The following is a 24,554-nucleotide window of genomic DNA, read 5'->3' as shown; positions in this document are numbered from 1 at the left end:
CGGGGGATTTTGACCGACCCACGGGGCTCGAACAGCATCGCAAGCAGATCGAGGACGTGTTGTCGAGCCTGGAGGAGAGCGTGTCATGACCGCAAGTGCATTCATTCATCGTTTCGAGCCCGCACGCGATGCGGGCTCCCCCCCGCTGCTGCTGCTGCACGGCACCGGCGGCGACGAGAACGACCTGCTCGGGCTCGGCAAGATGATCTCGCCCGGCGCCGCCCTGCTCTCGCCGCGCGGCCGCGTGCTCGAGCACGGCATGCCGCGCTTCTTCCGCCGCCTCGCCGAGGGCGTGTTCGACGAGGACGACGTCCGCCGTCGCGCGCACGAGCTCGGCGACTTCGTCGCGGAGGCACGCAAGCAATACGGCCTCGCCGCGCCGATCGCGGTCGGCTTCTCCAACGGCGCCAACATCGCGGCGGCGCTGTTGCTGCTGAAGCCGGAAGCGCTCGCGGGCGCGATCCTGCTGCGCGCCATGGTGCCGCTGTCGGATCCGCCGAACGCCGACCTTGCAGGCAAGCCCGTGCTGCTGCTCTCCGGGCAGGCGGATCCGATCGTGCCGGCGAGCAATTCGGCGCGGCTCACGACGCTGCTGTCGGAAGCGGGCGCGCGCGTGACCCACAAGGTCCTGCCCGCAGGCCATCAATTGTCGCAGGCCGACGTGACGCTGGCCCGCGACTGGATCGGCAACGTCGCGGCGGAAGCAGCCTGATGTAGAAGCGGCGCAACGTTCACGAACGGTGCGCCGCCTCTCAATCGAACCAGCCGCGCCGCTTGAACCAGATCAGCGGCAGCAGGCCGCTGGCGATGACTGCGAGCCACGCCAGCGGGTAGCCGAACGTCCAGTCGAGCTCGGGCATGTGCCTGAAGTTCATGCCCCAGATGCCGACCAGGATGGTCGGCGGCACGCCGACGACGGACACGATCGTCAGGATCTTGAACAGCTCGTTCTGCTGGATGCTGATGAAGCCGAGCACCGCATCGAGCAGCAGCTGGATCTTGTCGGACAATCGGGTCTCGTAATCGCTGAGCGAGACGACGTCCTTTGACACGCCCTCGAGGCGCTTCTTCGACGAAGCCGTGACCCATTCGCTGCCGACATCACCGGCAAACGAGGCGATGCGCCCCACCCCAAGCAGAACATCGCGCGCCTTGGCGAGCCGGTCCGCCAGTTCGCCAACATTCTCCAGGGCCTCGCGCATCCTGCGGCTGGAGCGCACCGCACGTTGGGTGCGTACGAGCCCTCCCTTGAAAACACCCCGCGAAAGCTGATCGACCCTGGTGCCGAGATGCTCCAGGACATCGGCACCGCGATCGATCATGGCCTCGAGCAGGCTGGCGAACACGCACATGCCGTTCTCCAGGCTGTCGTCGGAGCCGATACGCTTGCCGATGTCGTCGAAGATCGGCAGCCCTGCAAAGCGCACGGTCACCAGCACGCGCGGGCCGATGACGAATCCTACCGGCGTGATCTCGGCCTCGTTGTCCTCGGTGAGCCGAACCGCCGGTGAGCTGAGATAGAGCGTGCCGTGGTCGAAGATCAGGCGGCTCGACGCCTCGATTTCGCTGAGGGATTCCTCGGACGGAACACGTATCCCGAGCAGCCGTTCGACGAACTGCTTTTCCTCGTCAGTCGCGTTCAAGAGATCGGCCCAGATGATTTCCGAGGGCATTTCCGCGCCGATGCCGTGCCAGTCGTCGGACGGCCACCTGTACAGCTTGAGCAAGAACCGTCTCCGCGACCGCATCGTCATACCGGATAGTGTATCCGGCCGTCATCCGCCGACTAACGCATGACGGTTTCAAACGTTCAATACTCTTGTGGCGACAGAAGGAGGACTCTTGGCGCGCAAAAGGCGACATGGGCTGCTGCGGCAGATTGAGTGCCCGATTCATGGCGTGCGCATTATCCGTCTGCCCGGACACAGAGCTGGCCCCGGTTGTTTGGACAGCGCCCCGCTGGATTTAAGTGGATTCCTGCCGGGTTATGCTGAACGCGGGGCTTTACGGTTTTGTCGTTGCGTCGGGAGGGCGTAGCCCGACCAGAGCGACGACAAAACCGTCGGCGACGGCCATGCGGCCATCACCATAGCTTGCGTGCCGAAGTAAGCCTCGTCGGGCGTGCGCCCGTCAAGGCTCGAGTGAGGGCGTCCCTGATTGTAGAAGGCCAGATACTTGGCAATTGACGCTCGCGCCTCGGACACGCTGTCGTAGGCGCGGAGATATACTTCTTCGTATTTGACCGTGCGCCAGAGCCGCTCGACAAACACGTTGTCGCGCCAGGCGCCCTTGCCGTCCATGCTGATGGCGATCTTCGCGTCCAGCAGCACATCGGTGAACTCGAGGCTGGTGAACTGGCTGCCCTGATCCGTGTTGAAAATCTCGGGCCTGCCGTGCTTCGCCAACGCCTCCTGGACCGCTTCGACGCAGAAGGCCGCCTCCATTGTGATCGAGACGCGATGGGCCAGGACCCGTCGGCTGAACACATCGACGACCGCCGCGAGATAGACGAAGCCACGCCGCATCGGAATGTAGGTGATGTCCATTGCCCACGCATGGTCGGGCCGCTCGATCTTCAATCCGCGCAACAGGTACGGGTAGATCTTGTGACCCGGAGCCGGCTTGCTCGTGTTCGGGCGACGATAGACCGCCTCGATCCCCATGCGCTTCATCAGCGTCGCGATGTGGCGGCGACCGGCGTATACGCCCTCCCGCCGCAGCAACGATCGCAGCATACGCGCTCCCGCGAAGGGATAATCGAGATGCAGCTCATCGAGCCGACGCATCAAGGCAAGGTCCTCGGCCGAAACTGGCCGAGGTTCATAGTAGACCGTGCTGCGAGCCAGCTTCAGGACCTTCGCCTGGCGCACGATAGAAAGATCATGATCGCGGTCGATCATCGCTTTGCGCTCAGCAGGCCCGCCTTGGTGAGCGCGCCGGACACAAAATCGTTTTCCAACGCCAGCTCGCCGATCTTGGCATGTAACGCCTTCAAATCGACCGGCGTCTCGGCCGATGTCTTGTCATGCCCAAACACGCCGGCGGCGCCTTCCAGGAGCTGGTTTTTCCAGATCGTGATCTGGTTCGGATGAACATCAAACAGTTGCGCCAGCTCCGCCAGTGTCTTGTCGCCTTTGACCGCAGCCAAAGCAACCTTCGCCTTGAATGCCGGAGAATGCGTCCGGCGGCTCTTCTTCGTCATCTTCGCTCCTGATTCGCAGCAAGAATCCTCGCCGCTGTCAGGCAGAAAATCCACTCAAGCTACTGTCCGAATTTGCGGGGCCAGCTCTCACCGCTTTCGTGGCGAACTGTCTGAAGAAGTGAAGCCGGTCCGCGATGCCGGAGGACAAATCGACATTCAGGGAACGATGCAGGCGGTCACATCGGTCATTGAGGGCTGGATCCGCGAATATCCCGATCAGTGGCTGCCGTCGCTGGAGGTAGCACTTGACTGACTGCGGTAGCCCTTAGTGGAGGTACCTCGTCCAACTCGGCAATGCGGCGGTCAATCTCGCCGATCACGCGTTCCGAGAACGGCCCGAGGTGCATGTACAACGCCATCAGCATCACGATGTAACGCAGCGCGCCCGGATTGGTCTTGGCGACTTCGACAAAGGTCTTCCAGAACGGCTCGCGAACTTTCGGCAGAGCCCGCATGATCTTGTGTAGGCTGTCGATGCCGCCAAGCCTCTTGCGCACGTCGCCATCCGGCAGATCGCGGCGCCGGTCGGATCGGTCGAGCATGGCTGCGAGACGGGACAGCCGTCCCGCATATGCCGCCGGACTGTAGACGTGCCTGAGCACGGCTTTGTAATCGGAAAGGATGTCACGAAGCGGACGCTTGGTATCGAAATTGCACCCGAGCGTGCACTGATCGCCCGCCTGCTCAACGTTCATAAGGTCATGGCCGCGGTGCAAGCGGCCTTCCGTGGCCAACCGCCGTGTGAGCTGCGTGCCAGGCAGCGCATAAAGAAGCCCAACGATGGAGACTGGAATGCTCGCCTCCTCGATGAGGTCGGCCATCGCCTGTCCTATCGAGGCCTTTTCATTGTCGAACCCGACGATGAAACCAGCGGTAACGAACATGCCGTAGCCGTAAATCTTGTGAATGCACTCGGCGATGTTGCGCTTGGTGTTCTGCTTCTTCTTCATCTGCACGAGCGTCTCGGGATCCGGGCTCTCGATGCCGACGAAGATCGCGAAGAAGTTCGCATCCTTCATTGCCTGCAACAGCTCGCTGTCGTCCGCGATGTTGATCGAGGCTTCGGTTGAGAACTCGAATGGATAGTCGTGCTCTTCCAGCCAGGCTTTGAGCCGCGGCATCAAGGTGCGGAGGTTCTTCTTGTTGCCGATGAAATTGTCGTCAACGAAATCGACATGCCCGCGATAACCGTGATCGTAGAGCGCCTGCAGCTCGGCGAGAATCTGATCGTTGGTCTTGGTACGCGGCACGCGACCATACAGCTCGATAATATCGCAGAACTCGCAGGTGAACGGGCAGCCACGCGAATACTGCACGCCGAGGTATAGATAGTGATCGAAGTCAAGCAGATCGTAGCGAGGCATCGGGCTCAGCGTGACATCAACCTTGAATTTCTCGGCGATGAACACGCCCTTGCGTTCGCCGCTTTCCCAGGTGGCGATGAACTGCTCGATGACATGCTCGGCCTCGCCGATCACCTGAAAGTCCGCGTCCGCGTAAAGATGCGGGCTGGAGGAGACGTCCGGCCCACCAACACATACTGGCTTGCCGCGCAGGTGGGCGAGATCGATCAGGTAGATGGCATCCGGCTGCTGGTTGAGCATACCGCCGATCATCACAAGATCGGCCCAATCGAGGCCCGCATCTGTCAACGCCTCGGTATTGCGGTTGACAAGCCGGATGTCCCAATGCTTCGGCAACATAGCGGCGACGGTGATCAGGCCGAGTGGCGCCGTGGGATACTTCGCGCCGACGAGTTCGCAGGCCTCCGCATAGTTCCAAAACGAATTCGGAACGAACTTCGGATAGATCATCAGGACGCGGCATGCGATTGTCATGCTGTTCCAGCCCCGGGCGTTGATGGCACAATGCCCCGCTGTTTATCGGGGCTCAAGGGTTCGCTTCGCTCGTCGATAAGGCGTTTGAGTGCTCGTTATGGAAGGTGAGCACTGCGGTTCAGTTCGCGCATGCATTGCGAATCAATCAGGCCTGACACGGACATCGCAGACCGTGAGGCTAGCATCAGTATCCGCAGATACGCGTTCTATTTGGATTTTTTTGGGGCACGCTTTTTCGGTCCAGTTCCGGCGGACGACCCGGCATCGTCCCCACGGCAGGGCCAAGCATCCCTGAATGCTTCAATAGCGACGGTGATCCCCGGTTCATTCACTCGATCCGGATTGTTATCAAGATACTGCAGAAGAACCTTCGCACTTTGCAAAGGGCTGCCTTGCGCGGGGGGGCATGCACGCACGTCAGCGGGCAGATTTGGTGAAAAGAGCATCGCGGTTTCGATCATCCCCTCACATGCGCCTGCGGACCGAGCTTCGTCCTGATTGCGAAGCGAGTTCTTGACGAGCAGCTCGCAAGACTTTTGCGCGTCGGTTCCCTTATCGACAACCGTGGCACTGGCCTTCCCGATGATCGCTAGGATAAGGCCGGCAACAATCATATGGACCCGCATCCGCGTCCCCCGAATACCGGCGCGATAGCTTGCAGGCATTGAGTATGCCGCAATAGAGCGGCCGCCCGCGCCGTTCCAGGCGGCTCAGACGGCTTAGCTCAAAAAAAGCGCCTGATCCATCGCGCTCGAATACGAGCGACGTGGACTCAGCTCTTCCATTTCCACAAAGCCGAAAGAGCGCTTGTCGACTTATAACATGCAGCTTTCCGCGCCGTGACCGCCGCAAAGGTCGGCTGCACCGCGATCATGATGGCGGATCGCCATAGGCGGCGACAAGTGTGCTGATGGTACAGATCGCGATTCGGCGCGGAGAGCGCCCACTATCCTGCCGTGTACGCGACGTGCACTGGTCGATTGATGTTGATGCTCGGCCTCGACGCAGAACCATTGCCTGGTAATCTTCGTCTGCGACGACCAGTTCCTCGAACCTCCTCAACTACGCCAAGGATAAGCTCGCTTGAATTTTTTGAAGACCTCACACCTATCCTGACGCAAGGAAAACTGGATGAACTCAATCCGAGGATTTTAGCCTCGATCTGGTTCAAGCTGCACCGTTTTTCGCCCCCCGTTCAGTTCTCTGAGCTTGTTGACGTATTCCTCAGGCTTTAGCAGATGAAACGGAGCGTTGAGGCCCATAAAAGTCGCTATGCGGCCGATGAATGCAGTGCAGTTGGTCGTTGCTGCATTCCAGAGCGGCGAAGTCTCCTGCTCGCGCTTGATATAAGCAAAGACCTTCTTGGCATCGGCCTCATTCAAATAGACGCGATAGCTGGCCGTCAGATATTGCTCGTCAAGATCACCATAGCTCGCACCTGTCTCAGAGGGGACAAACATGAGATGTCCCAAGATGTAGGGTATCTCGTCGCCGGCCGGAGCCAGACCAGCTACCTCGACCTGCTTTTCGCTCGTCTTTCCGTACCAGACGAATGCATGACCGTACGTTGCCGCCGTGCGGGCACGAAAATCAACGTAGTAGGGACCCGTGGCGGCAGCTCTTCGAGCTGGCTTTACATCGGATATCGCCGGCGGGGCACCCGGCGTAGCAGCAGCCATGCTCGCCGCATGCTTCGCCGCCGAACTGGGGAGAGCGTCCCGTTGCCGCTGGTCGGTACGCGCCGCGAGTGGTTGCGCGCTACTGATCCCGGCCCCCGAGCCTACTAGGGCCGCCAGCATGGCGACCTTTGCAAGAAGCTCTAGACCCGGATACTTCCGAATCACCCCCGCCATCTTCGAATCCTCTGGATCCAAGATCCGATGCCACAGGCAATCTGCTACCCCAAACGAACGCCGCTGGCGTACAAATAGATAGTCAGATCAACCCTTGGTCACCAACGGGGCCGGGGCGGCAACCGGATATTTGCCCACCGGGCTCTTACCCACGGGATATTTGCCGATCGGAGTTTTGCCAACCGGCGCGGGGGCGGCGGCAACCGGTTGAGCCCGTGGCAGGTCGGCAGCAACTGCGGTTCCCACGAAGGCCAAAGAAGCGATTCCGAGCACAACGAATTTCAACATCGGTTCCCACCATTGTTCGAGAGCGATTGGAATTCACCTGACAGGCTTAGAAATAACCTGACACTCGCCACGGCGCCAACGAATAGACGCGGTTCCGACAGCTTTTTCTACCGCATGTTGCGGAAATGGCACGCAAATCGAGGCGTCTGGTTCCAAACCAGTCTCGTGGGTACCACAGGCTTAAGACGTGCCGGGACCTACCTCAGAGTATCCATGGAAAGACCCGACCGGTCCGCGCCATATACTCGCGATAGCTGTCGCCAAACGTCTGCAACATCATTCGCTCTTCCCTTGCGACGCGGCCAAAGAACAAGACCCCGAAGCCAGCCAGGCCCGCGAAACCGGCAACCCAGTTCGGCAGCAGCAATGCCTGGGCGATAGCCCACAGCCAAAATGCCGAATACATCGGGTGTCGAACTCTCCGGTAAATCCCTTCCGTCACGAGCACATGATCCTCCCGCACGTCGAGACTTATCGACCAATTCCGGCCGAGTGCACGATGTGTCAGGTGAAACACGCCCAAAGCCGCAATCGCAAAGAAAGACCCCAGCCAAGCCAACCAGGGATAAAAGCCGTGAGCTGCGGAATGAGGTATTCCTGTCGCTACGTAGACGAGCGGCACAAGTCCAAGCCCCGAAAGAGATATGAGCAGGAGCGCCGTTTCCAGGGGGCCGCGAGCGCTCCACACAACCCTCGCACGGCGGGAACGCCGCGCGTACTTATAGCGTATGAGGTACCAGCCGATCACCAACGCAACGAAGATGACTTTTGAAATGGTGGGCGTCATTTAAATCAGGCTGCCGCGTCCGGACTTCCCAGCAGTTCGCTTTCCGACACCGGCGCGCCCGCAATAAGGCCTCCGTCCTCAGCGATCATCGACACAGCGCCATCCGGGGCGAGCGTCTGGGATTTGGCCGAAATAGGTCCGCATGTGAGCATGAAGTAGTCGTACGATGTTCGCCTGTCATTTCCACTGACGAACTGGCAGTGAACGCGGAAGAAATTGAAGCGGATGCGTTGATACATGTCGTCGTTAAGCATTCGACTAATCTTCACGACCCTGACGGTCGCCTCGTTTTCTGTCGACAAGCCCATTTCGGCCATTGGCCGGCATTTGTAAAAATTCAACACGTCGGTGAGGGCCTGATAGTCGCCCCAGAAGATCGCGCGGGAATTGACGACGCGTTCTACCGTCCTGCGAAAGCGTACTGCCTTCGGGTGCAGGCCGATCTTGAGTATGGATGATCCAACGCTCAAGAATGTGACGGGAATCTTTTTCCGACCGAGCGCAGGGTCCAGCTTCAAGGCGCGATCAAGCAGATCAACCGCTAGTACGGCGCCAAGACTGTGTCCTACGACCAAAATTTCGTCTGCGGCAGAGTTGGTCGCGGCAACCACGAGCTCGGCGGCCAACCTGTCCAGCCTTTGCTCTATTTTCGAATTACCGAATCGAATGTACTCGCAAGAAAAAATCCAATCGTCGAACAAGTCGCCCAGGTGCAGCCAGCGCCACGGACCCGCCAACACGGCTGCGAGCCCGAAGAGGCCGCCACCGGTAGCAATGGGAATTGATCCGGTGATCTTGAATGCAGCCACGCCGATCAAAAAGGCGGCCGCGATGAGCAATCCGAACGTGACGAATGGATAGAGAAAGAAAAGTGCGTATCGCCAATTGGCCTGCAAGTAACGCCAAAGAGTGCCGGCCAATACGAAATCCAGAAACGCAAGAATGCCGACGGAAATGCGTGAGCCGATGCTTCGACCCCCGAACACCTCAATTACATCGTGCCATCGGACCAGACGGTAATCGGTTTCGACGAGCCAATCGGGGCCGACTGTCGTCACGTTCCATTGTATCTGGTCGGGGGTATCATGTGAACCGTCGACGGTCGCTTTCACTGACCAGGCACGTTGGAACCTGGCAATTTCGCGCACGAAGCGTCGTTGCGCGCTGACATGCAACGTGATTGGATCATAGCCGCCGATATGGAATACCAGCCGCTTCGCTACAGGCTGTCCGGTCATGGTCTCACCCGCGACTACCTGCGGATTTCATCGTGTTACTCACCGCCCACGCGTCAATCGACCTGTAATTCAAGGATATAGCGAAACGTCTGACGCTAGTTGTCAAGAGAGAATCGACCAGTTATTGGGGGAATATGTTCTTGACCTGTTTTGCCCTCCGCACCCGAGCCGCTGGAATAATGGCGTCAATCGGCGCGGCCTTGCTTATCGGATTGTCTGGCAGTGGGTCCTCTCAAGCGCAGGACCAGTTATCATCTGCCGAGAAATGCCTTTCAGCAAATTTCAACACCTCGCTGGGTGCACAATTGCCCCGCACAGCGTCGCGCTTGAAATCTGGTGAGCCGTTAAGGATTGTAGCGATCGGATCATCGTCGACAGTAGGACTCTGGATGCTTAGGTCCGCGGCCACATATCCGGAGGTCATGCGCCGAGAGCTATCGAGACTTCGATCGAACGCGACGATCGAGGTCATCAACAGCGGCCGAGTCGGCGATACGATTCCGAACAACGTTGCACGGTTCGGGCGTGACGTTTTCGCGCACACGCCTGATCTCGTTATCTGGCAATTAGGTACTAATGACGTCGCCTGGGGTGGCCGGCCGGACCACGGGCTCAAAAGAAGCGTTCTTGAAGGGGTAAGGGCACTTAAGGCGGAGTCTGCCGATGTCGTGTTGATGGATCTGCAATATGCGCCACAGGTGCTCGCTTCAGTTGGCTATTCGACGATGGAGGACATCATCATCGATGTCGCAAAACAGGAAAGGGTCGGGCTGTTCTCTCGTTTTGCGCTGATGCGAAACTCGGTCAGTGCCGGAGTTGCGCAAAGCGCGCTTGTAACGTGGGACGGATTGCACAACACCGCCGATGGTTATGATTGCATTGGACGAGCCCTTGCCCGAGCCATCTCAACGAGTGCTCGTTGAGAGGCCCTAGCCCGTCTTATTCGCGAGAGGGCGCCTGAGAGGCTGGCGAGCGTGGTGTAAAGCGCTGATGCGGCGTAGGATTCGGTTGCGAAGCCACCCCATCACCTTCAACCGCGAACGCCACGCCCGCCATGACCGATGATACGATTTCAGACCACTATCGAGAAGCAAGAATTCAACACAAATAAAACCTCTGCCTCGCGCTCGATCTCTTCATGCTTGATAGTCTCGTTTCGGAGGCTGAGCACCTACCGCGTCTAATAGGCCGCTCGCGCCGGTTTCTTTGGACGCGGCACGACCGCGACTCCACGTTTCGGCACAGAAATGATCGGGAGTCACTCAATCTTTCTTCAACTTAACCCGTCTTATTCGTAAGAGTGCGCCTGAGGGGTAAAGCGCTGATGCGGCGTAGGATTCGGTTGCGAAGCCAACCCCATCACCTCCAACCGCGAACGCCACGCCCGCCATGACCGACGATACGATTCCGCCCTTCTCGTTTCCAGCCGTTCACGCCAAGAAAGTCACAGCTGCCTTCGATGGTGGGCGCCTAACCTCGAACGGGGGCGTGATGCTTCTGGCGATGGCCGAGCGGCGTCTCGGTTTGGCCAACAATCTGGCCCGGGTGTTCCCGGATCGGCGCGATCCGACGCGGGTCGTGCACAGCCTGGTCGATATGTTCCGCGCTCGCATGTTCGCGATCTGCTGCGGCTACGAGGACGCCGACGACCTCGATCATCTGAGGTCCGATCCGGCATTCAAACTGGCCTGCGGTCGCCTACCGGACACGGGCCGGGATTTGTGTTCCCAGCCGACGCTGTCGCGGCTGGAGAATGCTCCGCGCCTGCGCGACGTGATCCGGCTGACCTACACTTTGGTCGACGCATGGATGGATAGCTACCCGCGCGAGCCGGCATCCGTCACGCTCGACATCGATGATACCTGCGACGTCGTCCACGGCCATCAGCAGCTCTCGCTGTTCAACGCTCATTATGACGAACGCTGCTTCCTGCCGATCCACGTCTACGACACGGAGAAGAGCCGGCCCGTGGCGGTCGTGCTGCGGCCCGGCAAGACGCCGGGCGGCGTCGAGGTGCGTGCCCATCTGCGCCGCCTGGTACGGCATATCCGGACGCGATGGCACAACACGCAAATTACGTTCCGTGGCGACGGGCACTATGCCCGGCCGGAGGCAATGGCGTGGTGCGAGACCAACGGCATCGACTACATCTTCGGTCTGTCCGGCACCAAGCCTCTCGCCAGAAAAGTCGACGAGGTCGCCGACGACATCCGCACGCGACGCGCCATCGAGAACCTGCCGGTTCTGCGTGGCTATACCGAGACGCGCCACAAGGCAAAGTCCTGGGATCGCGAACGGCGCACTGTCGCCCGTATTGAGGCGACGATGCTCGGCCTCGACATCCGCTTCGTCGTCACCAGCCTCGATGTCGGCTCGGCCGAGTGGATCTACGACAGCCTGTATTGCGCGCGCGGCCAAGCCGAGAATCTGATCAAGCTGCATAAGACGCAGCTCGCCTCCGATCGCACCAGCTGCCGTTCGGCGCTCGCCAACCAGGTCCGTCTCGTGCTCCATACGGCCGCTTATTGGCTGATGCTGACCGTGCGCGACGCCATTCCCAAAGCCCGGGAATTGGCCGCTGCCGAGTTCGCGACGCTGCGTCTTCGGCTCTTGAAAATCGCCGCCCGTGTCGTCGAGACCACGAGCCGCATTCGCCTTGCGTTTGCCGCGGCATGTCCCGAAGCCGACCTGATCTGCGGCTTGCCCGGCGCGCTGCTGCCGCTCGGTCCTTGACCGGCGGGGCGTCCGCCCCCGTTCGCCCAACCCATCCCTCAAGCGCGTTGCAAAGTACCGGTCGTCAGGCGGCGAAAAGCCGAAGGCAATCCTGTGCGCCTCGTCAGACAAGATGTGCGGCCGCATCAATCGGGCCCAAAAGCCGCACTCTCACGAATAGGACGGGCTAGTACCCGGAATCAGAGCTGAGTGATACGGCGGCCTTTGAAACGGCGTTGACGGACCTTTTTCTTGGTCCAGACGAAGGGCTCGGCTCTGTCGTTGTATGCGTTGACGTAGGCATCGATGTGTTCCTGAAGCTGCTTGAGGCTCGTGAAGGAGGTGCCGCTGAGCGACTGCCCCTGCAAGATGGAAAACCATACTTCGACCTGATTGAGCCATGACGCACTTGTCGGCGTGAAATGAAATTGCACGTTGGGGTGGGCCTTGAGCCAGTCCTCGTTCTTTTTATGGGTGTTGAGGTTGTCGAGGATGACGTGAAGCTTGCGGTTCGGAAAAGCCGCGGTGACGCTGTTCATGAAATCGAGAAACTCGACGCGGCGCCGGCGTTTTGAATGGGTCGCGATGATCTTTCCGGTGGCGACTTCGAGCGCCGCAAACAATGTTGTGGTGCCATGCCGCTTGTAATCGTGGCTTTGGCCGGTTAAGGCGCGGCCATTGGGCAACTTCAGATAACCCTGCGCTCGCTCCAAAGCCTGGATCGAGGGCTTCTCGTCCACGCACAGCACAATGGCCTTCGCCGGCGGCGCGACATAGAGGCCGACAACATCGGCGGCTTTGGCCGTAAAGTTCGGGTCGTTGCTCTCGCACCAGGACTTGCGAGCCACCAGGTCAATCTTGTGGCTGCGCAGGAACCGCCAGACATATTGGACATCGACATCGCCCAGCGCCTCGGCCAGCAGGGGGCCGGTCCAGCGCGCAAACCCTTGCGGTGGCGGCTTATCCAGCAGCTTCAGAATCCGCTTGTCGGTCGTCTTCGTATAGATCGGCTGCTTGCCAGGCCGCGGCTTGTCTTGCAGCCCTTCAAGGCCATGGTCGGCATAGCGATGCCGCCAAAGGCTGACAATCCGCGGCTGGACCCCAACTTCCTTGGCGATCGACCGGGTGCTGCGCCCATCCGCCGCCAACAGAACTATCCGCGCCCGCTTCAAATCGCGCTGCAACGTCACCGGTGAGCGACAGCACGCCTCAAGCACCTTGCGATCTTTCCTCGAAAGGTGGACTTCTCTTGCTTCGGGTATCATCCCGACCTTGAATCACGACTCACGTTCCAAGAAAAGTGGGTACTAGCTTCGAAGGCTGTGGGTTCGCATGAGTTTGGACACGGGCCGTGACGGCGATGCCGAGCGTGAGATGCCTATCAACGCGAACAAAGACCAATTATCGTCGACAATCACCGCGTCTCTCGCAGCGGTAATAAGCAACTCGCGCCGACGCTGTCGGGAGGTTCGCTCATGCACCATTATGCCAGCCAACTTGTTGACCTGTTACTGGTGCTTGTCGCCGCGTGGATGGTGCCGGCCACCATTTTTGTTATCTACGCCTATTTCGCTCGCCTTAAGAATCCGGTCAGCGAATCGGTCTTTGGACGTGTGGTCATCGTTTCCTTGTTCATCATAACCACGTCGATTTGGCTCCCGATAATTGTGGCCGCCATAGTCCTATCAATGATCGGTCATTTGTGGTTCCGCTTCAGGGGACAACTACGCAAGTAGCTAGCCCGTCCTATTCGTGAGAGTGCGGCTTTTGGGCCCGATTGATGCGGCCGCACATCTTGTCTGACGAGGCGCACAGGATTGCCTTCGGCTTTTCGCCGCCTGACGACCGGTACTTTGCAACGCGCTTGAGGGATGGGTTGGGCGAACGGGGGCGGACGCCCCGCCGGTCAAGGACCGAGCGGCAGCAGCGCGCCGGGCAAGCCGCAGATCAGGTCGGCTTCGGGACATGCCGCGGCAAACGCAAGGCGAATGCGGCTCGTGGTCTCGACGACACGGGCGGCGATTTTCAAGAGCCGAAGACGCAGCGTCGCGAACTCGGCAGCGGCCAATTCCCGGACTTTGGGAATGGCGTCGCGCACGGTCAGCATCAGCCAATAAGCGGCCGTATGGAGCACGAGACGGACCTGGTTGGCGAGCGCCGAACGGCAGCTGGTGCGGTCGGAGGCGAGCTGCGTCTTATGCAGCTTGATCAGATTCTCGGCTTGGCCGCGCGCGCAATACAGGCTGTCGTAGATCCACTCGGCCGAGCCGACATCGAGGCTGGTGACGACGAAACGGATGTCGAGGCCGAGCATCGTCGCCTCAATACGGGCGACGGTGCGCCGTTCGCGATCCCAGGACTTTGCCTTGTGGCGCGTCTCGGTATAGCCACGCAGAACCGGCAGGTTCTCGATGGCGCGTCGGGTGCGGATGTCGTCGGCGACCTCGTCGACTTTTCTGGCGAGAGGCTTGGTGCCGGACAGACCGAAGATGTAGTCGATGCCGTTGGTCTCGCACCACGCCATGGCCTCCGGCCGGGCATAGTGCCCGTCGCCACGGAACGTAATTCGCGTGTTGTGCCACCGCGTGCGGATATGCCGTACCAGGCGGCGCAGAAGGGCACGCACCTCGACGCCGCCCGGCGTCTTGCCGGGCCTCAGCACGACCGCCACGGGACGGCTCTTCTCCGTGTCGTAGACGTGGATCGGCAGGAAGCAGCGTTCGTCATAATGAGCGTTGAACAGCGAGAGCTGCTGATGGCCGTGGACGACATCGCAGGTATCATCGATGTCGAGCGTGACGGATGCCGGCTCGCGCGGGTAGCTATCCATCCATGCGTCGACCAAAATGTAGGTCAGTCGGATCACGTCGCGCAGGCGCGGAGCATTCTCCAGCCGCGACAGCGTCGGTTGGGAACACAGATCGCGGCCCGTGTCCGGCAGCCGTCCGCAGGCCAGCTTGAATGCGGGATCGGACCGCAGATGATCGAGGTCGTCGGCGTCCTCGTAGCCGCAGCAGATCGCGAACATGCGCGCGCGGAACATATCGACAAGGCTGTGCACGACCCGCGTCGGATCGCGCCGATCCGGGAACACCCGGGCCAGATTGTCGGCCAAGCCGAGACGCCGCTCGGCCATCGCCAGAAGCATCACGCCCCCGTTCGAGGTCAGGCGACCGCCATCGAAGGCAGCTGTGACTTTCTTGGCGTGAACGGCTGGAAACGAGAAGGGCGGAATCGTATCGTCGGTCATGGCGGGCGTGGCGTTCGCGGTTGAAGGTGATGGGGTGGCTTCGCAACCGAATCCTACGCCGCATCAGCGCTTTACACCACGCTCGCCAGCCCTCAGGCGCACTCTTACGAATAAGACGGGCTAGATATTGAAAAAGATGGAGTCGAATTAGAGCGGCCCATCAGCAAACTAAAAAAGGAAGCGAAGTACACGTCTACCACGGCGAAATACGTCAGAAGAGGTGTCGCACAAGATAAGCTGCCTGTCTTGATTCACCATCGATTCGACCTGTGGCTCTAAGACTGCTCCGGGTCAACCGCGTCGGTTTGCCCACGAGCCGCTGACTTCCGGTCTAACCTGCCTGACAAGCGGACATCGGCAGATCGGACCAGCATGTCTCAAACGGGCCGATATGAGACGTGGTATCACCGGGTGCAGCGCCCGAGCAGCGGCTTTAAGGGACGAAGGCATTGTTGTGATTACAAGGATGGCGGCCCACGTTGTTCTCGCTGCGCCTTGTTTCTTGAAAATTCGACATCGCAATAAAAATATCCGCAGCTTCCAACTCGGCTAAAGGAATAATAACCGTCGAAAGTTCTGATCATTGCTATCAGCAAGGCTATCGCGACGATCGCCCAAGCAATCTTCGGTATATGCGGCAATTTCATTTGCGGCGTTGTCCTAACCCCAACGAGCCTTTTCCATCGTCGGTACTGGCCACTTGTCTGGTGCACTGTTAGTAAAATGACTCACACGCAACTATGGCGCTATTTAAGCTGAGACACTATCAGCTATTATCAAGCTGTCCGCTTCGGGGCCAATTCCGGAAGAGAGCTGGCCCCGCAAATTCGGACAGTAGCTTGAGTGGATTTTCTGCCTGACAGCGGCGAGGATTCTTGCTGCGAATCAGGAGCGAAGATGACGAAGAAGAGCCGCCGGACGCATTCTCCGGCATTCAAGGCGAAGGTTGCTTTGGCTGCGGTCAAAGGCGACAAGACACTGGCGGAGCTGGCGCAACTGTTTGATGTTCATCCGAACCAGATCACGATCTGGAAAAACCAGCTCCTGGAAGGCGCCGCCGGCGTGTTTGGGCATGACAAGACATCGGCCGAGACGCCGGTCGATTTGAAGGCGTTACATGCCAAGATCGGCGAGCTGGCGTTGGAAAACGATTTTTTGTCCGGCGCGCTCACCAAGGCGGGCCTGCTGAGCGCAAAGCGATGATCGACCGCGATCATGATCTTTCTATCGTGCGCCAGGCGAAGGTCCTGAAGCTGGCTCGCAGCACGGTCTACTATGAACCTCGGCCAGTTTCGGCCGAGGACCTTGCCTTGATGCGTCGGCTCGATGAGCTGCATCTCGATTATCCCTTCGCGGGAGCGCGTATGCTGCGATCGTTGCTGCGGCGGGAGGGCGTATACGCCGGTCGCCGCCACATCGCGACGCTGATGAAGCGCATGGGGATCGAGGCGGTCTATCGTCGCCCGAACACGAGCAAGCCGGCTCCGGGTCACAAGATCTACCCGTACCTGTTGCGCGGATTGAAGATCGAGCGGCCCGACCATGCGTGGGCAATGGACATCACCTACATTCCGATGCGGCGTGGCTTCGTCTATCTCGCGGCGGTCGTCGATGTGTTCAGCCGACGGGTCCTGGCCCATCGCGTCTCGATCACAATGGAGGCGGCCTTCTGCGTCGAAGCGGTCCAGGAGGCGTTGGCGAAGCACGGCAGGCCCGAGATTTTCAACACGGATCAGGGCAGCCAGTTCACCAGCCTCGAGTTCACCGATGTGCTGCTGGACGCGAAGATCGCCATCAGCATGGACGGCAAGGGCGCCTGGCGCGACAACGTGTTTGTCGAGCGGCTCTGGCGCACGGTCAAATACGAAGAAGTATATCTCCGCGCCTACGACAGCGTGTCCGAGGCGCGAGCGTCAATTGCCAAGTATCTGGCCTTCTACAATCAGGGACGCCCTCACTCGAGCCTTGACGGGCGCACGCCCGACGAGGCTTACTTCGGCACGCAAGCTATGGTGATGGCCGCATGACCGTCGCCGACGGTTTTGTCGTCGCTCTGGTCGGGCTACGCCCTCCCGACGCAACGACAAAACCGTAAAGCCCCGCGTTCAGCATAACCCGGCAGGAATCCACTTAAATCCAGCGGGGCGCTGTCCAAACAACCGGGGCCAGCTCTCCCAGGCGATGAATTTCTCGGCCGCTTCGGTCTTCTTGGAGCCGGCGGGGATTGCGAGATTCCAGGCCCACAGCCAGTTGGCGTTCTTGCCGAGTCCGGTGTTCGGCGCGAGCGCGAAGCCGACCTTGTCGGCGACCTTGGAGTCCTTGGGATTGGTGACGAAGGACGCCGCGACCGTGGCATCGATCCACATCGCGCATTTGCCCGCGTTGAACAGCGCCAGGTTCTCGTTGAAGCCGTTGGAGCTTGCGCCCGGAGGACCGGCCTCCTTCATCAGATTGACGTAGGTCGTCAGCGTGGCCTTCCATTCCGGCGTGTTGAACTGCGGCTCCCACTTCTCGTCGAACCAGCGCGCGCCGTAGGAATTGGCCATCGCCGAAAGGAACGCCATGTTCTCGCCCCAACCGGCCTTGCCGCGCAGGCAAATGCCGTAGGTGCCGGCGCTCTTGTCGGTGAGCTTCTTGGCGGCATCGACGACGAAATCCCAGGTCGGGTTTTCCGGCATCTTCAGGCCGGCCTTCTCGAACAGATCGGTGCGATACATCACCATGGAGCTCTCGCCGTAGAACGGAGCAGCATAGAGCTTGCCGTCGGCGGAGACCGAGTCCTTGATCTTGGGCAGGAGGTCGGCGACGTCGTAATCGGCGCCGAGATTGGCAAGCGGCACCAGCCAGCCCTTCTTGGCCCAGATCGGCACTTCATAGGTGCCGATGGTGAGCACGTCGAACTGACCGCCCTTGGTGGCGATGTCGGTGGTGACGCGCTGGCGCAGCACGTTCTCCTCCAGCGTCACCCATTTCACGGTGATGTCGGGGTTCTTCTTGGTGAACTCACCCGTCAGCCCCTGCATACGGATCATGTCGCCATTGTTGACGGTCGCGATCGTGAGGGTGGTTTCGGCCATCGCGGGGACGGCCAGCAGGACAGACGCGCCGCAGACGGCGCCGAGGACGTGTTTCACGGTGACCTCCCTTGGACTTGCGCTTATGAGCATATGCCCACGCATTGGGCGTATGTTCAGCGCAACGACGGCGCGTTGTCAAGCAGCCGCGAGGGTGTCTGCGGAAAACTTATGAGTGCTGCGGTGCGGGAGGGGATGGGAGGTCGTGCGGGTGCGGAAGCGATGGCAGTTGTTCGGAACGAGCGCCGCGGCTTGCTCCACCTCTCCCGCTTGCGGGAGAGTCGCAGCGCATCGAAGATGCGATGCGGGTGAGGGCTTTCGCCTCTTTGGGAGTCCCACGGCGGAGAGACCCTCTGTAAACGGTACGAGAGGCCCACGGAGCCACGGACTTGGTGCGGACGGCCTACGCACCGCGCTTGAAGCGTATAGGCATCCAGAACTGCCGGAGGGCCTCGACGGTTGCTGGAATGTTGCGCCAGGCGTTTTGGATGATGGGCTGCGTTCCCAGCGTGCGCCGGGCCGGGGGTAGCAAGGGTCGACCGGCGTCGTCGATGCAATGGACCAAGATCGGCCGCAGCATAAGGTGTTCGGTTCCATTCGGGGGGAGAAGCCGCGACCAGACGAGAAGCCGAAGCTTCATGACGGCGTAGAAGCCCATGCACCAGGGCTGCGGGTCGACTTCGCCGTCCGGTGATCGCACGAACAGCGGCTCGAAGCTCTCCGGTCTCGTCGACAGCGTCTCGCTGATAGCGTTGTGGCGCATCAGCGTGGCGGCGATTGCCGAGAACTCCTCGGTGTCGTGATTGAAGGCGTCGGGATCTACGCCGAGGAGCGGGCACACCCATTCCTCGGAGGGAGTGTCAGAAGTTTTGTGTAAGAGCGTCTCTGTGAGGGGTTTGCGGGGTCAGCGGACTGACCCCATGGGGTCAGTCCGCTGAGCCTGCAAAGCGCTCGCCGAACTGGATGGCAAACTGGCCCATTGCGGCCGTCCATGCAACCGGTCGTCGCCAATGGATGCCGGCATTTCTGATGGCGAGGTAAAGCAGCTTCATCGCCGCCTCGTCGTTGGGGAAGCTGCCGCGTGTTTTGATGATCTTGCGCAGCGAACGGTTCAGCGCCTCGACCGCGTTGGTGGTATAGATCATTTTGCGTATCTCCGGCGCGAAGGCGAAGAACGGAATGACGTGCTCCCACGCCCGGCGCCAGGCCGCCCCGATCGCGGGATAGCGCTTGCCCCACTCGGCTTCGAAGTCCTCGAGCCTGAGCAGAGCGGCGTCGGCATTCTCGGCATGATAGATCGCCTTGATCGAGGGAAGGATCGCCTTGCGATCCTTCCAGGACACGAAGGATAGGCTGTTGCGGATCAAATGCACGATGCAGGTCTGGACCATCGCCTTGGGAAAGACGCTGTTGATCGCCTCGGGAAAGCCCTTCAGACCGTCGACGACGGCGATCAGGATGTCGGCGACGCCGCGGTTCCTCAGATCGTTCATGACCTTGAGCCAGAATTTGGCGCCTTCGGTTTGCTCGATCCAAAGCCCGAGCACGTCTTTCTCGCCCGATGCAGTGATGCCCAGCACGACGTAGACTGCCTTGTTCTTGACCATCCCCTCATCGCGAATCTTGACCCTGAGCGCGTCGAAGAAGACCACCGGATAGATCGCTTCCAGCGGCCGGCTCTGCCATTCGCGGACCTCGTCGAGAATCGCGTCGGTGACCTTGCTGATCAGATCGGGGGACACCTCGGTGCCGTAGAGCTCGGCCAGATGGCCCTGGATCTCCCGTACCGTCATGCCCCGCCCGTAGAGACTGATGATCTTCTCGTCGAAGCCGTCGAAGCGGGTCTGGCCCTTCGCGACGATCACCGGTTCGAACGTGCCGGCGCGGTCGCGCGGCACCTCGATCTCGATCTCGCCGTCGTCCGTCAACAGCGCTTTGCTGCTTGTGCCGTTGCGGCTGTTGCCCGACCCGCGGCCCGCCGGGTCGCCCTTCTCATAGCCAAGGTGGTGGGTCAGCTCCGCACCCAGTGCGCGCTCCAGAAGCGCCTTCTTCAGTCGTCTGAAAAGCCCGTCTTCGCCGGCTAAGTCTTCTGGCTTGAGGCTGCCCCCGGCAAGAAGCTGGTCCAAAATCTCAGGTGAAAAATCCGTAGCCATGTGAGTCTCCTGTCAAAGGTAAACTCACAGAAACCATCTTACACCGAGTTACTGACACCCTCTCCTCGGACGCCATCGAGACCGGCCCGGCGACGACCGCGGCCACCGCGCCATCGAGCATGGAGAGCGACGTCGCCCGCGGATGCCGAAGCGTCGGCGACCTGGCGCGCTTGCTGATCCATTGCCCGAGCCGTTCGAACGACATGGCATAGTCCGCCATCGTCGTCTTGCGTGCTTTTCGCGTTCCCCGCCCTTGCTTCGGCTTCGTCATGCCACGGCCCGCTTTTCGGCTTCGCGTGCGGCCTTCCAGTTCCAGGCCAGAAGTTCGTGAAGCTGGTTGGTCTTCGTGGCGCCGCTCACCATGCGATCGAGAACGTCGACGAGATACGCCTCGGGGTCGAGGCCATTCAATTTCGCTGTGTTAAGAAGCGAAGCGAGTATCGCCCAGGTCTCGCCCCCGCCTTCGTCACCACTGAACAACGAGTTCTTTTTTCCGATCGCAATTGGCCTGATCGATCGTTCGACCGTGTTGGTGTCCGGCTCGAGCCGCCCGTCATCCAGGAACGTCGTCAGGCCCTGCCAGCGTTCGAGCATGTAGTCGATCGCCTTGATGAGCGTCGAGCGGCGGGAGATCCCGTCCTTCACCGCGATCAGACGGGCCCTCAACGCCTCCATCAGCGGCTTCGTCTCGGCCTGTCGCGTCGCGCGGCGTTCCCCAGCATCGAGACCGCGGATCCTCTCCTCGATCGCGTAGACGGCCGCAATGCGCTCGATGACCTCCGCGGCGAAGGGTGAGTTCGTCGTCTTGTGCACCCTCACGAAGTTGCGGCGCGCGTGAACGAGACAATACGCCAGCTGGATCTGGCCCGACATCATCGCATCGCCCGCCAGCGAGGCGTAGGCGGCATAGCCGTCGACTTGCAGCACGCCTTCGAAGCCGGCTAACTGCGCCACGATCTCCTTTTTGCCGCGACCACCTGCGAACACGTAGGCGACCGCCGGCGGCGCCGGCCCCTTCCACGCCCGATCGTCCGTCGCGTGCGCCCAGAACTGGCAGATCCTCGTGCGGCCGCGTCCCGGATCGAGCACTGGCATCGGCGTCTCGTCGCAGAACAGCCGCTCGAAGCCGTGCATAGTCTTCAGTTGCAGATCGTAGAGGCCCCTGACCAGCCACGCCGCGCTCCCCATCCAGCGCGCCAGCGTCTGACGGTCGACGACGACACCCTGACCCGCCAGGATCTGCGTCTGGCGATAGAGCGTCGATTGCCAGGCATATTTGGCCGCGGCGATATGCGCGATCAGCGCCGTCGTTGCCATGCCGCCCTCGACGAGCCGCGCCGGTGCCGGGGCCTGGACAATCGGGCCCTCACAGGAGCGGCAGGCGTATTTTGGACGGATCGTGCGGAGCACGCGCAGCCACGCGGGAGAGGGTGTCAGTAACTCGGTGTAAGATGGTTTCTGTGAGTTTACCTTTGACAGGAGACTCACATGGCTACGGATTTTTCACCTGAGATTTTGGACCAGCTTCTTGCCGGGGGCAGCCTCAAGCCAGAAGACTTAGCCGGCGAAGACGGGCTTTTCAGACGACTGAAGAAGGCGCTTCTGGAGCGCGCACTGGGTGCGGAGCTGACCCACCACCTTGGCTATGAGAAGGGCGACCCGGCGGGCCGCGGGTCGGGCAACAGCCGCAACGGCACAAGCAGCAAAGCGCTGTTGACGGACGACGGCGAGATCGAGATCGAGGTGCCGCGCGACCGCGCCGGCACGTTCGAACCGGTGATCGTCGCGAAGGGCCAGACCCGCTTCGACGGCTTCGACGAGAAGATCATCAGTCTCTACGGGCGGGGCATGACGGTACGGGAGATCCAGGGCCATCTGGCCGAGCTCTACGGCACCGAGGTGTCCCCCGATCTGATCAGCAAGGTCACCGACGCGATTCTCGACGAGGTCCGCGAATGGCAGAGCCGGCCGCTGGAAGCGATCTATCCGGTGGTCTTCTTCGACGCACTCAGGGTCAAGATTCGCGATGAGGGGATGGTCAAGAACAAGGCAGTCTACGTCGTGCTGGGCATCACTGCATCGGGCGAGAAAGACGTGCTCGGGCTTTGGATCGAGCAAACCGAAGGCGCCAAATTCTGGCTCAAGGTCATGAACGATCTGAGGAACCGCGGCGTCGCCGACATCCTGATCGCCGTCGTCGACGGTCTGAAGGGCTTTCCCGAGGCGATCAACAGCGTCTTTCCCAAGGCGATGGTCCAGACCTGCATCGTGCATTTGATCCGCAACAGCCTATCCTTCGTGTCCTGGAAGGATCGCAAGGCGATCCTTCCCTCGATCAAGGCGATCTATCATGCCGAGAATGCCGACGCCGCTCTGCTCAGGCTCGAGGACTTCGAAGCCGAGTGGGGCAAGCGCTATCCCGCGATCGGGGCGGCCTGGCGCCGGGCGTGGGAGCACGTCATTCCGTTCTTCGCCTTCGCGCCGGAGATACGCAAAATGATCTATACCACCAACGCGGTCGAGGCGCTGAACCGTTCGCTGCGCAAGATCATCAAAACACGCGGCAGCTTCCCCAACGACGAGGCGGCGATGAAGCTGCTTTACCTCGCCATCAGAAATGCCGGCATCCATTGGCGACGACCGGTTGCATGGACGGCCGCAATGGGCCAGTTTGCCATCCAGTTCGGCGAGCGCTTTGCAGGCTCAGCGGACTGACCCCATGGGGTCAGTCCGCTGACCCCGCAAACCCCTCACAGAGACGCTCTTACACAAAACTTCTGACACTCCCACGCGGGAACCCGATCGAGCGCTTCGCTGCTCTCCTCGCCGATCCGATGCATCTGACCCGTGCAGCACGGGCACAGCGTGGACGCCGGCTCGATCACCCGCTCGACCCGAGGCAGATGCGCCGGCAGCGCGCCGATGTTGCGCTTCGCTTTGCGCCGCTCCGGCCGCGGCGCGTCCGGTTTGTCGTCATTGGCCGGGAGCTGTGAGCCGGCGGTCCGTTCCAGATCAAACGCGATCTGTTCGGCGCAGACGATCGCCGCGCGCTCCGATCGTGCGCCGAAGATCAGGCTCTTCAACGTGGCGATCTCTGCGCGCAGATCATCGTTCTCGCCTTCGAAAGCCAGCACCATCTCGGCAAGAGCCGCAGGGTCAGAGGGGAGATCTTCGGGGCGAAGCGCCATATCGCAGAGCTACACGAACGCACTCGCAATCGCCAGCAAAACAAGACGCTTCAGGCAACCTTCGTCGGCCGCTTCGTCACCTTCGGGACCACACGCGACCACTCCGCAAGACCTTCAATCAGCATCGCCAGTTGCGCCCCCGTCACCGGCATCGTACCCTCGCGAACAGGTGGCCAGGCAAAGCCCCCATTCTCCAGCCACTTCGTCGCTAGAACCATTCCCGAGCCGTCAAAAACCAGTAGCTTCAAACGATCCGATCGCTTCGATCGGAAGACATAAACGTCACCGCTGTAGGGCTTGCCGCCTAATCCCTCCGCTACCAGCGCGACAAGGCCATGAACGCCTTTACGAAAGTCAATCGGCTGCGTCGCGACGAACACACGGACCATTGGACCGAAAGAGATCATCGCGTCGATCTCACCGCCGCCAGCACGCGCTCCAGCGTCGCGGCGTCGACGCCGACGGGCACGCGCACCGTCGCGCCCGCGATCATCACCTCGATCCGCTCGGCCGGATCCGTCAGAACATGCGCCTTATCGATCGCGTTCGGCTGCGCCTCGACGGCGGCCTGGAGCCTGACTTGCACGAACTGCGGCGCTTCGCTCGACGCGAGCCGCGCCTGGCGCCGCCACACACTGAGCAGTCCCCGGTTCACCCCGTTGCGTCGAGCCACCTCGGAAATGCTCGTCTCCGGATCGGCACTCTCGGCCACGATCCGCGCCTTCTCCGCATCGCTCCAACTGCGCCGTCGCCTCTCCCCTGTGATCACCTCGATCCGCTGATAGGAGGCGGCATCATGCCCGTCTTGATGTCTGTCTTGATGCATGGAACGAGCGTCCCTCGCGTTGTCAAATCCACGCGCGAGTCTCGCTCATCCCGTCCACCTAAACGAGGTGGGGTCGTCGTACCGCTATCGACCCTCTCCCCAACCCTCTCCCGCACGCGGGAGAGGGAGCGAAGTCCCGCTGCCG

Annotated in this window: 21 protein-coding genes and 3 pseudogenes; 6 read left to right on the top strand and 18 right to left on the bottom strand. The window is 60.8% G+C overall.

Annotation, left to right across the window (positions count from 1 at the left end; genetic code table 11):
* Positions 1-85 precede the first annotated feature (85 nt).
* Positions 86-712 carry an alpha/beta hydrolase gene (locus tag ABIF91_RS30635; protein WP_028181630.1) on the top strand — a complete coding sequence of 209 codons (627 nt, stop codon included), beginning with the start codon at positions 86-88 and terminating at the stop codon, positions 710-712.
* A 40-nt stretch (positions 713-752) separates the two neighbouring features.
* Here ABIF91_RS30635 and ABIF91_RS30630 read toward each other — a convergent pair whose 3' ends face one another.
* The 8 genes and pseudogenes from ABIF91_RS30630 to ABIF91_RS30595 all read right to left on the bottom strand — a co-directional run bounded on the left by ABIF91_RS30630 (position 753) and on the right by ABIF91_RS30595 (position 9,206).
* The gene (locus ABIF91_RS30630; protein WP_028181631.1) at positions 753-1,727 is read right to left on the bottom strand and encodes a magnesium transporter CorA family protein; all 975 of its coding nucleotides are present in this window, start codon (positions 1,725-1,727) and stop codon (positions 753-755) included.
* A 366-nt stretch (positions 1,728-2,093) separates the two neighbouring features.
* A pseudogene (locus tag ABIF91_RS30625) lies at positions 2,094-3,202 on the bottom strand (IS3-like element ISRj2 family transposase); the annotation flags it as partial.
* A gap of 185 nt (positions 3,203-3,387) precedes the next feature.
* Positions 3,388-5,040, bottom strand: coding sequence for a B12-binding domain-containing radical SAM protein (locus ABIF91_RS30620; RefSeq protein WP_051394003.1), 1,653 nt, complete (start codon positions 5,038-5,040; stop codon positions 3,388-3,390).
* A gap of 206 nt (positions 5,041-5,246) precedes the next feature.
* Complete coding sequence (locus ABIF91_RS30615; RefSeq protein ID WP_424579567.1) at positions 5,247-5,666, bottom strand: Rap1a/Tai family immunity protein; 420 nt, start codon at positions 5,664-5,666, stop codon at positions 5,247-5,249.
* Positions 5,667-6,191: 525 nt separating this feature from the next.
* Positions 6,192-6,839, bottom strand: coding sequence for a hypothetical protein (locus ABIF91_RS30610; RefSeq protein ID WP_162832053.1), 648 nt, complete (start codon positions 6,837-6,839; stop codon positions 6,192-6,194).
* Between the two features lie 141 nt (positions 6,840-6,980).
* Positions 6,981-7,181, bottom strand: a complete 201-nt coding sequence (locus ABIF91_RS30605) for a hypothetical protein (RefSeq protein ID WP_080660052.1) — start codon at positions 7,179-7,181, stop codon at positions 6,981-6,983.
* 202 nt (positions 7,182-7,383) lie between these two features.
* On the bottom strand, positions 7,384-7,968 hold the full coding sequence (locus ABIF91_RS30600) for a protein-S-isoprenylcysteine O-methyltransferase (protein WP_028181633.1): 585 nt from the start codon (positions 7,966-7,968) through the stop codon (positions 7,384-7,386).
* A 5-nt stretch (positions 7,969-7,973) separates the two neighbouring features.
* Positions 7,974-9,206, bottom strand: coding sequence for a hypothetical protein (locus ABIF91_RS30595; protein WP_028181634.1), 1,233 nt, complete (start codon positions 9,204-9,206; stop codon positions 7,974-7,976).
* Positions 9,207-9,385: 179 nt separating this feature from the next.
* On the opposite strand from ABIF91_RS30595, the gene ABIF91_RS30590 reads away from it, so the two are divergent.
* Positions 9,386-10,129: an SGNH/GDSL hydrolase family protein gene (locus tag ABIF91_RS30590; RefSeq protein WP_080660053.1), complete on the top strand. Its 744-nt coding sequence runs from the start codon at positions 9,386-9,388 to the stop codon at positions 10,127-10,129.
* Positions 10,130-10,595: 466 nt separating this feature from the next.
* Positions 10,596-11,939: an IS1380-like element ISBdi2 family transposase gene (locus ABIF91_RS30585; protein WP_208086440.1), complete on the top strand. Its 1,344-nt coding sequence runs from the start codon at positions 10,596-10,598 to the stop codon at positions 11,937-11,939.
* A gap of 179 nt (positions 11,940-12,118) precedes the next feature.
* On the opposite strand, the gene ABIF91_RS30580 is transcribed toward ABIF91_RS30585, so the two are convergent.
* Positions 12,119-13,183 (bottom strand): IS630-like element ISRj1 family transposase, encoded by a 1,065-nt coding sequence (locus ABIF91_RS30580; RefSeq protein WP_026192128.1) that lies wholly within the window; start codon positions 13,181-13,183, stop codon positions 12,119-12,121.
* Positions 13,184-13,393: 210 nt separating this feature from the next.
* Here ABIF91_RS30580 and ABIF91_RS30575 point away from each other — a divergent pair, with 210 nt between their 5' ends.
* Positions 13,394-13,654 (top strand): hypothetical protein, encoded by a 261-nt coding sequence (locus ABIF91_RS30575; RefSeq protein WP_284278428.1) that lies wholly within the window; start codon positions 13,394-13,396, stop codon positions 13,652-13,654.
* 170 nt (positions 13,655-13,824) lie between these two features.
* On the opposite strand, the gene ABIF91_RS30570 is transcribed toward ABIF91_RS30575, so the two are convergent.
* The gene (locus tag ABIF91_RS30570) at positions 13,825-15,168 is read right to left on the bottom strand and encodes an IS1380-like element ISBdi2 family transposase (protein WP_424578699.1); all 1,344 of its coding nucleotides are present in this window, start codon (positions 15,166-15,168) and stop codon (positions 13,825-13,827) included.
* 897 nt (positions 15,169-16,065) lie between these two features.
* Between ABIF91_RS30570 and ABIF91_RS30565 the strand changes: the two genes are divergently transcribed.
* Positions 16,066-17,195, top strand: a protein-coding gene (locus ABIF91_RS30565; protein ID WP_129557670.1) for an IS3-like element ISRj2 family transposase whose coding sequence is annotated in 2 segments (ribosomal slippage) — positions 16,066-16,318 and positions 16,318-17,195 — 1,131 coding nt in all. Because the reading frame shifts where the segments join, the coding sequence is not laid out codon by codon here.
* A gap of 147 nt (positions 17,196-17,342) precedes the next feature.
* Here the strand turns inward: ABIF91_RS30565 and ABIF91_RS30560 are convergent.
* From ABIF91_RS30560 to tnpC, 5 genes and pseudogenes are all read right to left on the bottom strand, one after another.
* Positions 17,343-18,335, bottom strand: a pseudogene (locus ABIF91_RS30560) (ABC transporter substrate-binding protein); the annotation flags it as partial.
* Positions 18,336-18,645: 310 nt separating this feature from the next.
* Positions 18,646-19,089: pseudogene (locus tag ABIF91_RS30555) on the bottom strand (UPF0149 family protein); the annotation flags it as partial.
* Between the two features lie 79 nt (positions 19,090-19,168).
* The gene (locus ABIF91_RS30550; RefSeq protein WP_038960272.1) at positions 19,169-20,395 is read right to left on the bottom strand and encodes an IS256 family transposase; all 1,227 of its coding nucleotides are present in this window, start codon (positions 20,393-20,395) and stop codon (positions 19,169-19,171) included.
* Positions 20,373-20,666: a hypothetical protein gene (locus tag ABIF91_RS30545; protein WP_424579566.1), complete on the bottom strand. Its 294-nt coding sequence runs from the start codon at positions 20,664-20,666 to the stop codon at positions 20,373-20,375. Before ABIF91_RS30545 ends, ABIF91_RS30550 begins: the two co-directional genes overlap by 23 nt.
* Complete coding sequence (gene tnpC, locus ABIF91_RS30540; protein ID WP_424579564.1) at positions 20,663-21,883, bottom strand: IS66 family transposase; 1,221 nt, start codon at positions 21,881-21,883, stop codon at positions 20,663-20,665. Before tnpC ends, ABIF91_RS30545 begins: the two co-directional genes overlap by 4 nt.
* On the opposite strand from tnpC, the gene ABIF91_RS30535 reads away from it, so the two are divergent.
* The gene (locus ABIF91_RS30535; protein ID WP_038960272.1) at positions 21,884-23,110 is read left to right on the top strand and encodes an IS256 family transposase; all 1,227 of its coding nucleotides are present in this window, start codon (positions 21,884-21,886) and stop codon (positions 23,108-23,110) included.
* 35 nt (positions 23,111-23,145) lie between these two features.
* Here the strand turns inward: ABIF91_RS30535 and ABIF91_RS30530 are convergent, their stop codons facing one another.
* From ABIF91_RS30530 to tnpA, 3 genes are read right to left on the bottom strand one after another with little or no spacing between them, the layout of a single operon-like run.
* Complete coding sequence (locus ABIF91_RS30530; RefSeq protein WP_424579563.1) at positions 23,146-23,583, bottom strand: IS66 family transposase zinc-finger binding domain-containing protein; 438 nt, start codon at positions 23,581-23,583, stop codon at positions 23,146-23,148.
* Positions 23,584-23,633: 50 nt separating this feature from the next.
* Positions 23,634-23,990, bottom strand: a complete 357-nt coding sequence (tnpB, locus tag ABIF91_RS30525; RefSeq protein WP_018273742.1) for an IS66 family insertion sequence element accessory protein TnpB — start codon at positions 23,988-23,990, stop codon at positions 23,634-23,636.
* Positions 23,987-24,409, bottom strand: coding sequence for an IS66-like element accessory protein TnpA (gene tnpA, locus ABIF91_RS30520; RefSeq protein WP_424578819.1), 423 nt, complete (start codon positions 24,407-24,409; stop codon positions 23,987-23,989). Before tnpA ends, tnpB begins: the two co-directional genes overlap by 4 nt.
* Positions 24,410-24,554: the final 145 nt, after the last annotated feature.

Origin of the sequence: Bradyrhizobium sp. USDA 241 (assembly GCF_049739505.1) — a bacterium.
In the GTDB taxonomy this organism is placed as follows: domain Bacteria; phylum Pseudomonadota; class Alphaproteobacteria; order Rhizobiales; family Xanthobacteraceae; genus Bradyrhizobium; species Bradyrhizobium liaoningense.
The sequence above is the reverse complement of the archived record's forward strand: the minus strand, read 5'-3'. Positions and strand labels throughout refer to the sequence as shown.

What these genes read in the sequence shown, in the direction of transcription:
- ABIF91_RS30620 (WP_051394003.1), bottom strand. Translation starts at nt 5,040, where the DNA reads ATGACAATCGCATGCCGCGTCCTGATGATCTATCCGAAGTTCGTTCCG.
- ABIF91_RS30590 (WP_080660053.1), top strand. Translation starts at nt 9,386, where the DNA reads ATGGCGTCAATCGGCGCGGCCTTGCTTATCGGATTGTCTGGCAGTGGG.
- ABIF91_RS30535 (WP_038960272.1), top strand. Translation starts at nt 21,884, where the DNA reads ATGGCTACGGATTTTTCACCTGAGATTTTGGACCAGCTTCTTGCCGGG.
- ABIF91_RS30570 (WP_424578699.1), bottom strand. Translation starts at nt 15,168, where the DNA reads ATGACCGACGATACGATTCCGCCCTTCTCGTTTCCAGCCGTTCACGCC.
- ABIF91_RS30605 (WP_080660052.1), bottom strand. Translation starts at nt 7,181, where the DNA reads ATGTTGAAATTCGTTGTGCTCGGAATCGCTTCTTTGGCCTTCGTGGGA.
- ABIF91_RS30550 (WP_038960272.1), bottom strand. Translation starts at nt 20,395, where the DNA reads ATGGCTACGGATTTTTCACCTGAGATTTTGGACCAGCTTCTTGCCGGG.
- ABIF91_RS30575 (WP_284278428.1), top strand. Translation starts at nt 13,394, where the DNA reads ATGCACCATTATGCCAGCCAACTTGTTGACCTGTTACTGGTGCTTGTC.
- ABIF91_RS30635 (WP_028181630.1), top strand. Translation starts at nt 86, where the DNA reads ATGACCGCAAGTGCATTCATTCATCGTTTCGAGCCCGCACGCGATGCG.
- ABIF91_RS30600 (WP_028181633.1), bottom strand. Translation starts at nt 7,968, where the DNA reads ATGACGCCCACCATTTCAAAAGTCATCTTCGTTGCGTTGGTGATCGGC.
- ABIF91_RS30580 (WP_026192128.1), bottom strand. Translation starts at nt 13,183, where the DNA reads ATGATACCCGAAGCAAGAGAAGTCCACCTTTCGAGGAAAGATCGCAAG.
- ABIF91_RS30585 (WP_208086440.1), top strand. Translation starts at nt 10,596, where the DNA reads ATGACCGACGATACGATTCCGCCCTTCTCGTTTCCAGCCGTTCACGCC.
- ABIF91_RS30610 (WP_162832053.1), bottom strand. Translation starts at nt 6,839, where the DNA reads ATGCTGGCGGCCCTAGTAGGCTCGGGGGCCGGGATCAGTAGCGCGCAA.
- ABIF91_RS30545 (WP_424579566.1), bottom strand. Translation starts at nt 20,666, where the DNA reads ATGACGAAGCCGAAGCAAGGGCGGGGAACGCGAAAAGCACGCAAGACG.
- tnpB (WP_018273742.1), bottom strand. Translation starts at nt 23,990, where the DNA reads ATGATCTCTTTCGGTCCAATGGTCCGTGTGTTCGTCGCGACGCAGCCG.
- ABIF91_RS30595 (WP_028181634.1), bottom strand. Translation starts at nt 9,206, where the DNA reads ATGACCGGACAGCCTGTAGCGAAGCGGCTGGTATTCCATATCGGCGGC.
- ABIF91_RS30530 (WP_424579563.1), bottom strand. Translation starts at nt 23,583, where the DNA reads ATGGCGCTTCGCCCCGAAGATCTCCCCTCTGACCCTGCGGCTCTTGCC.
- ABIF91_RS30615 (WP_424579567.1), bottom strand. Translation starts at nt 5,666, where the DNA reads ATGCGGGTCCATATGATTGTTGCCGGCCTTATCCTAGCGATCATCGGG.
- tnpA (WP_424578819.1), bottom strand. Translation starts at nt 24,409, where the DNA reads ATGCATCAAGACAGACATCAAGACGGGCATGATGCCGCCTCCTATCAG.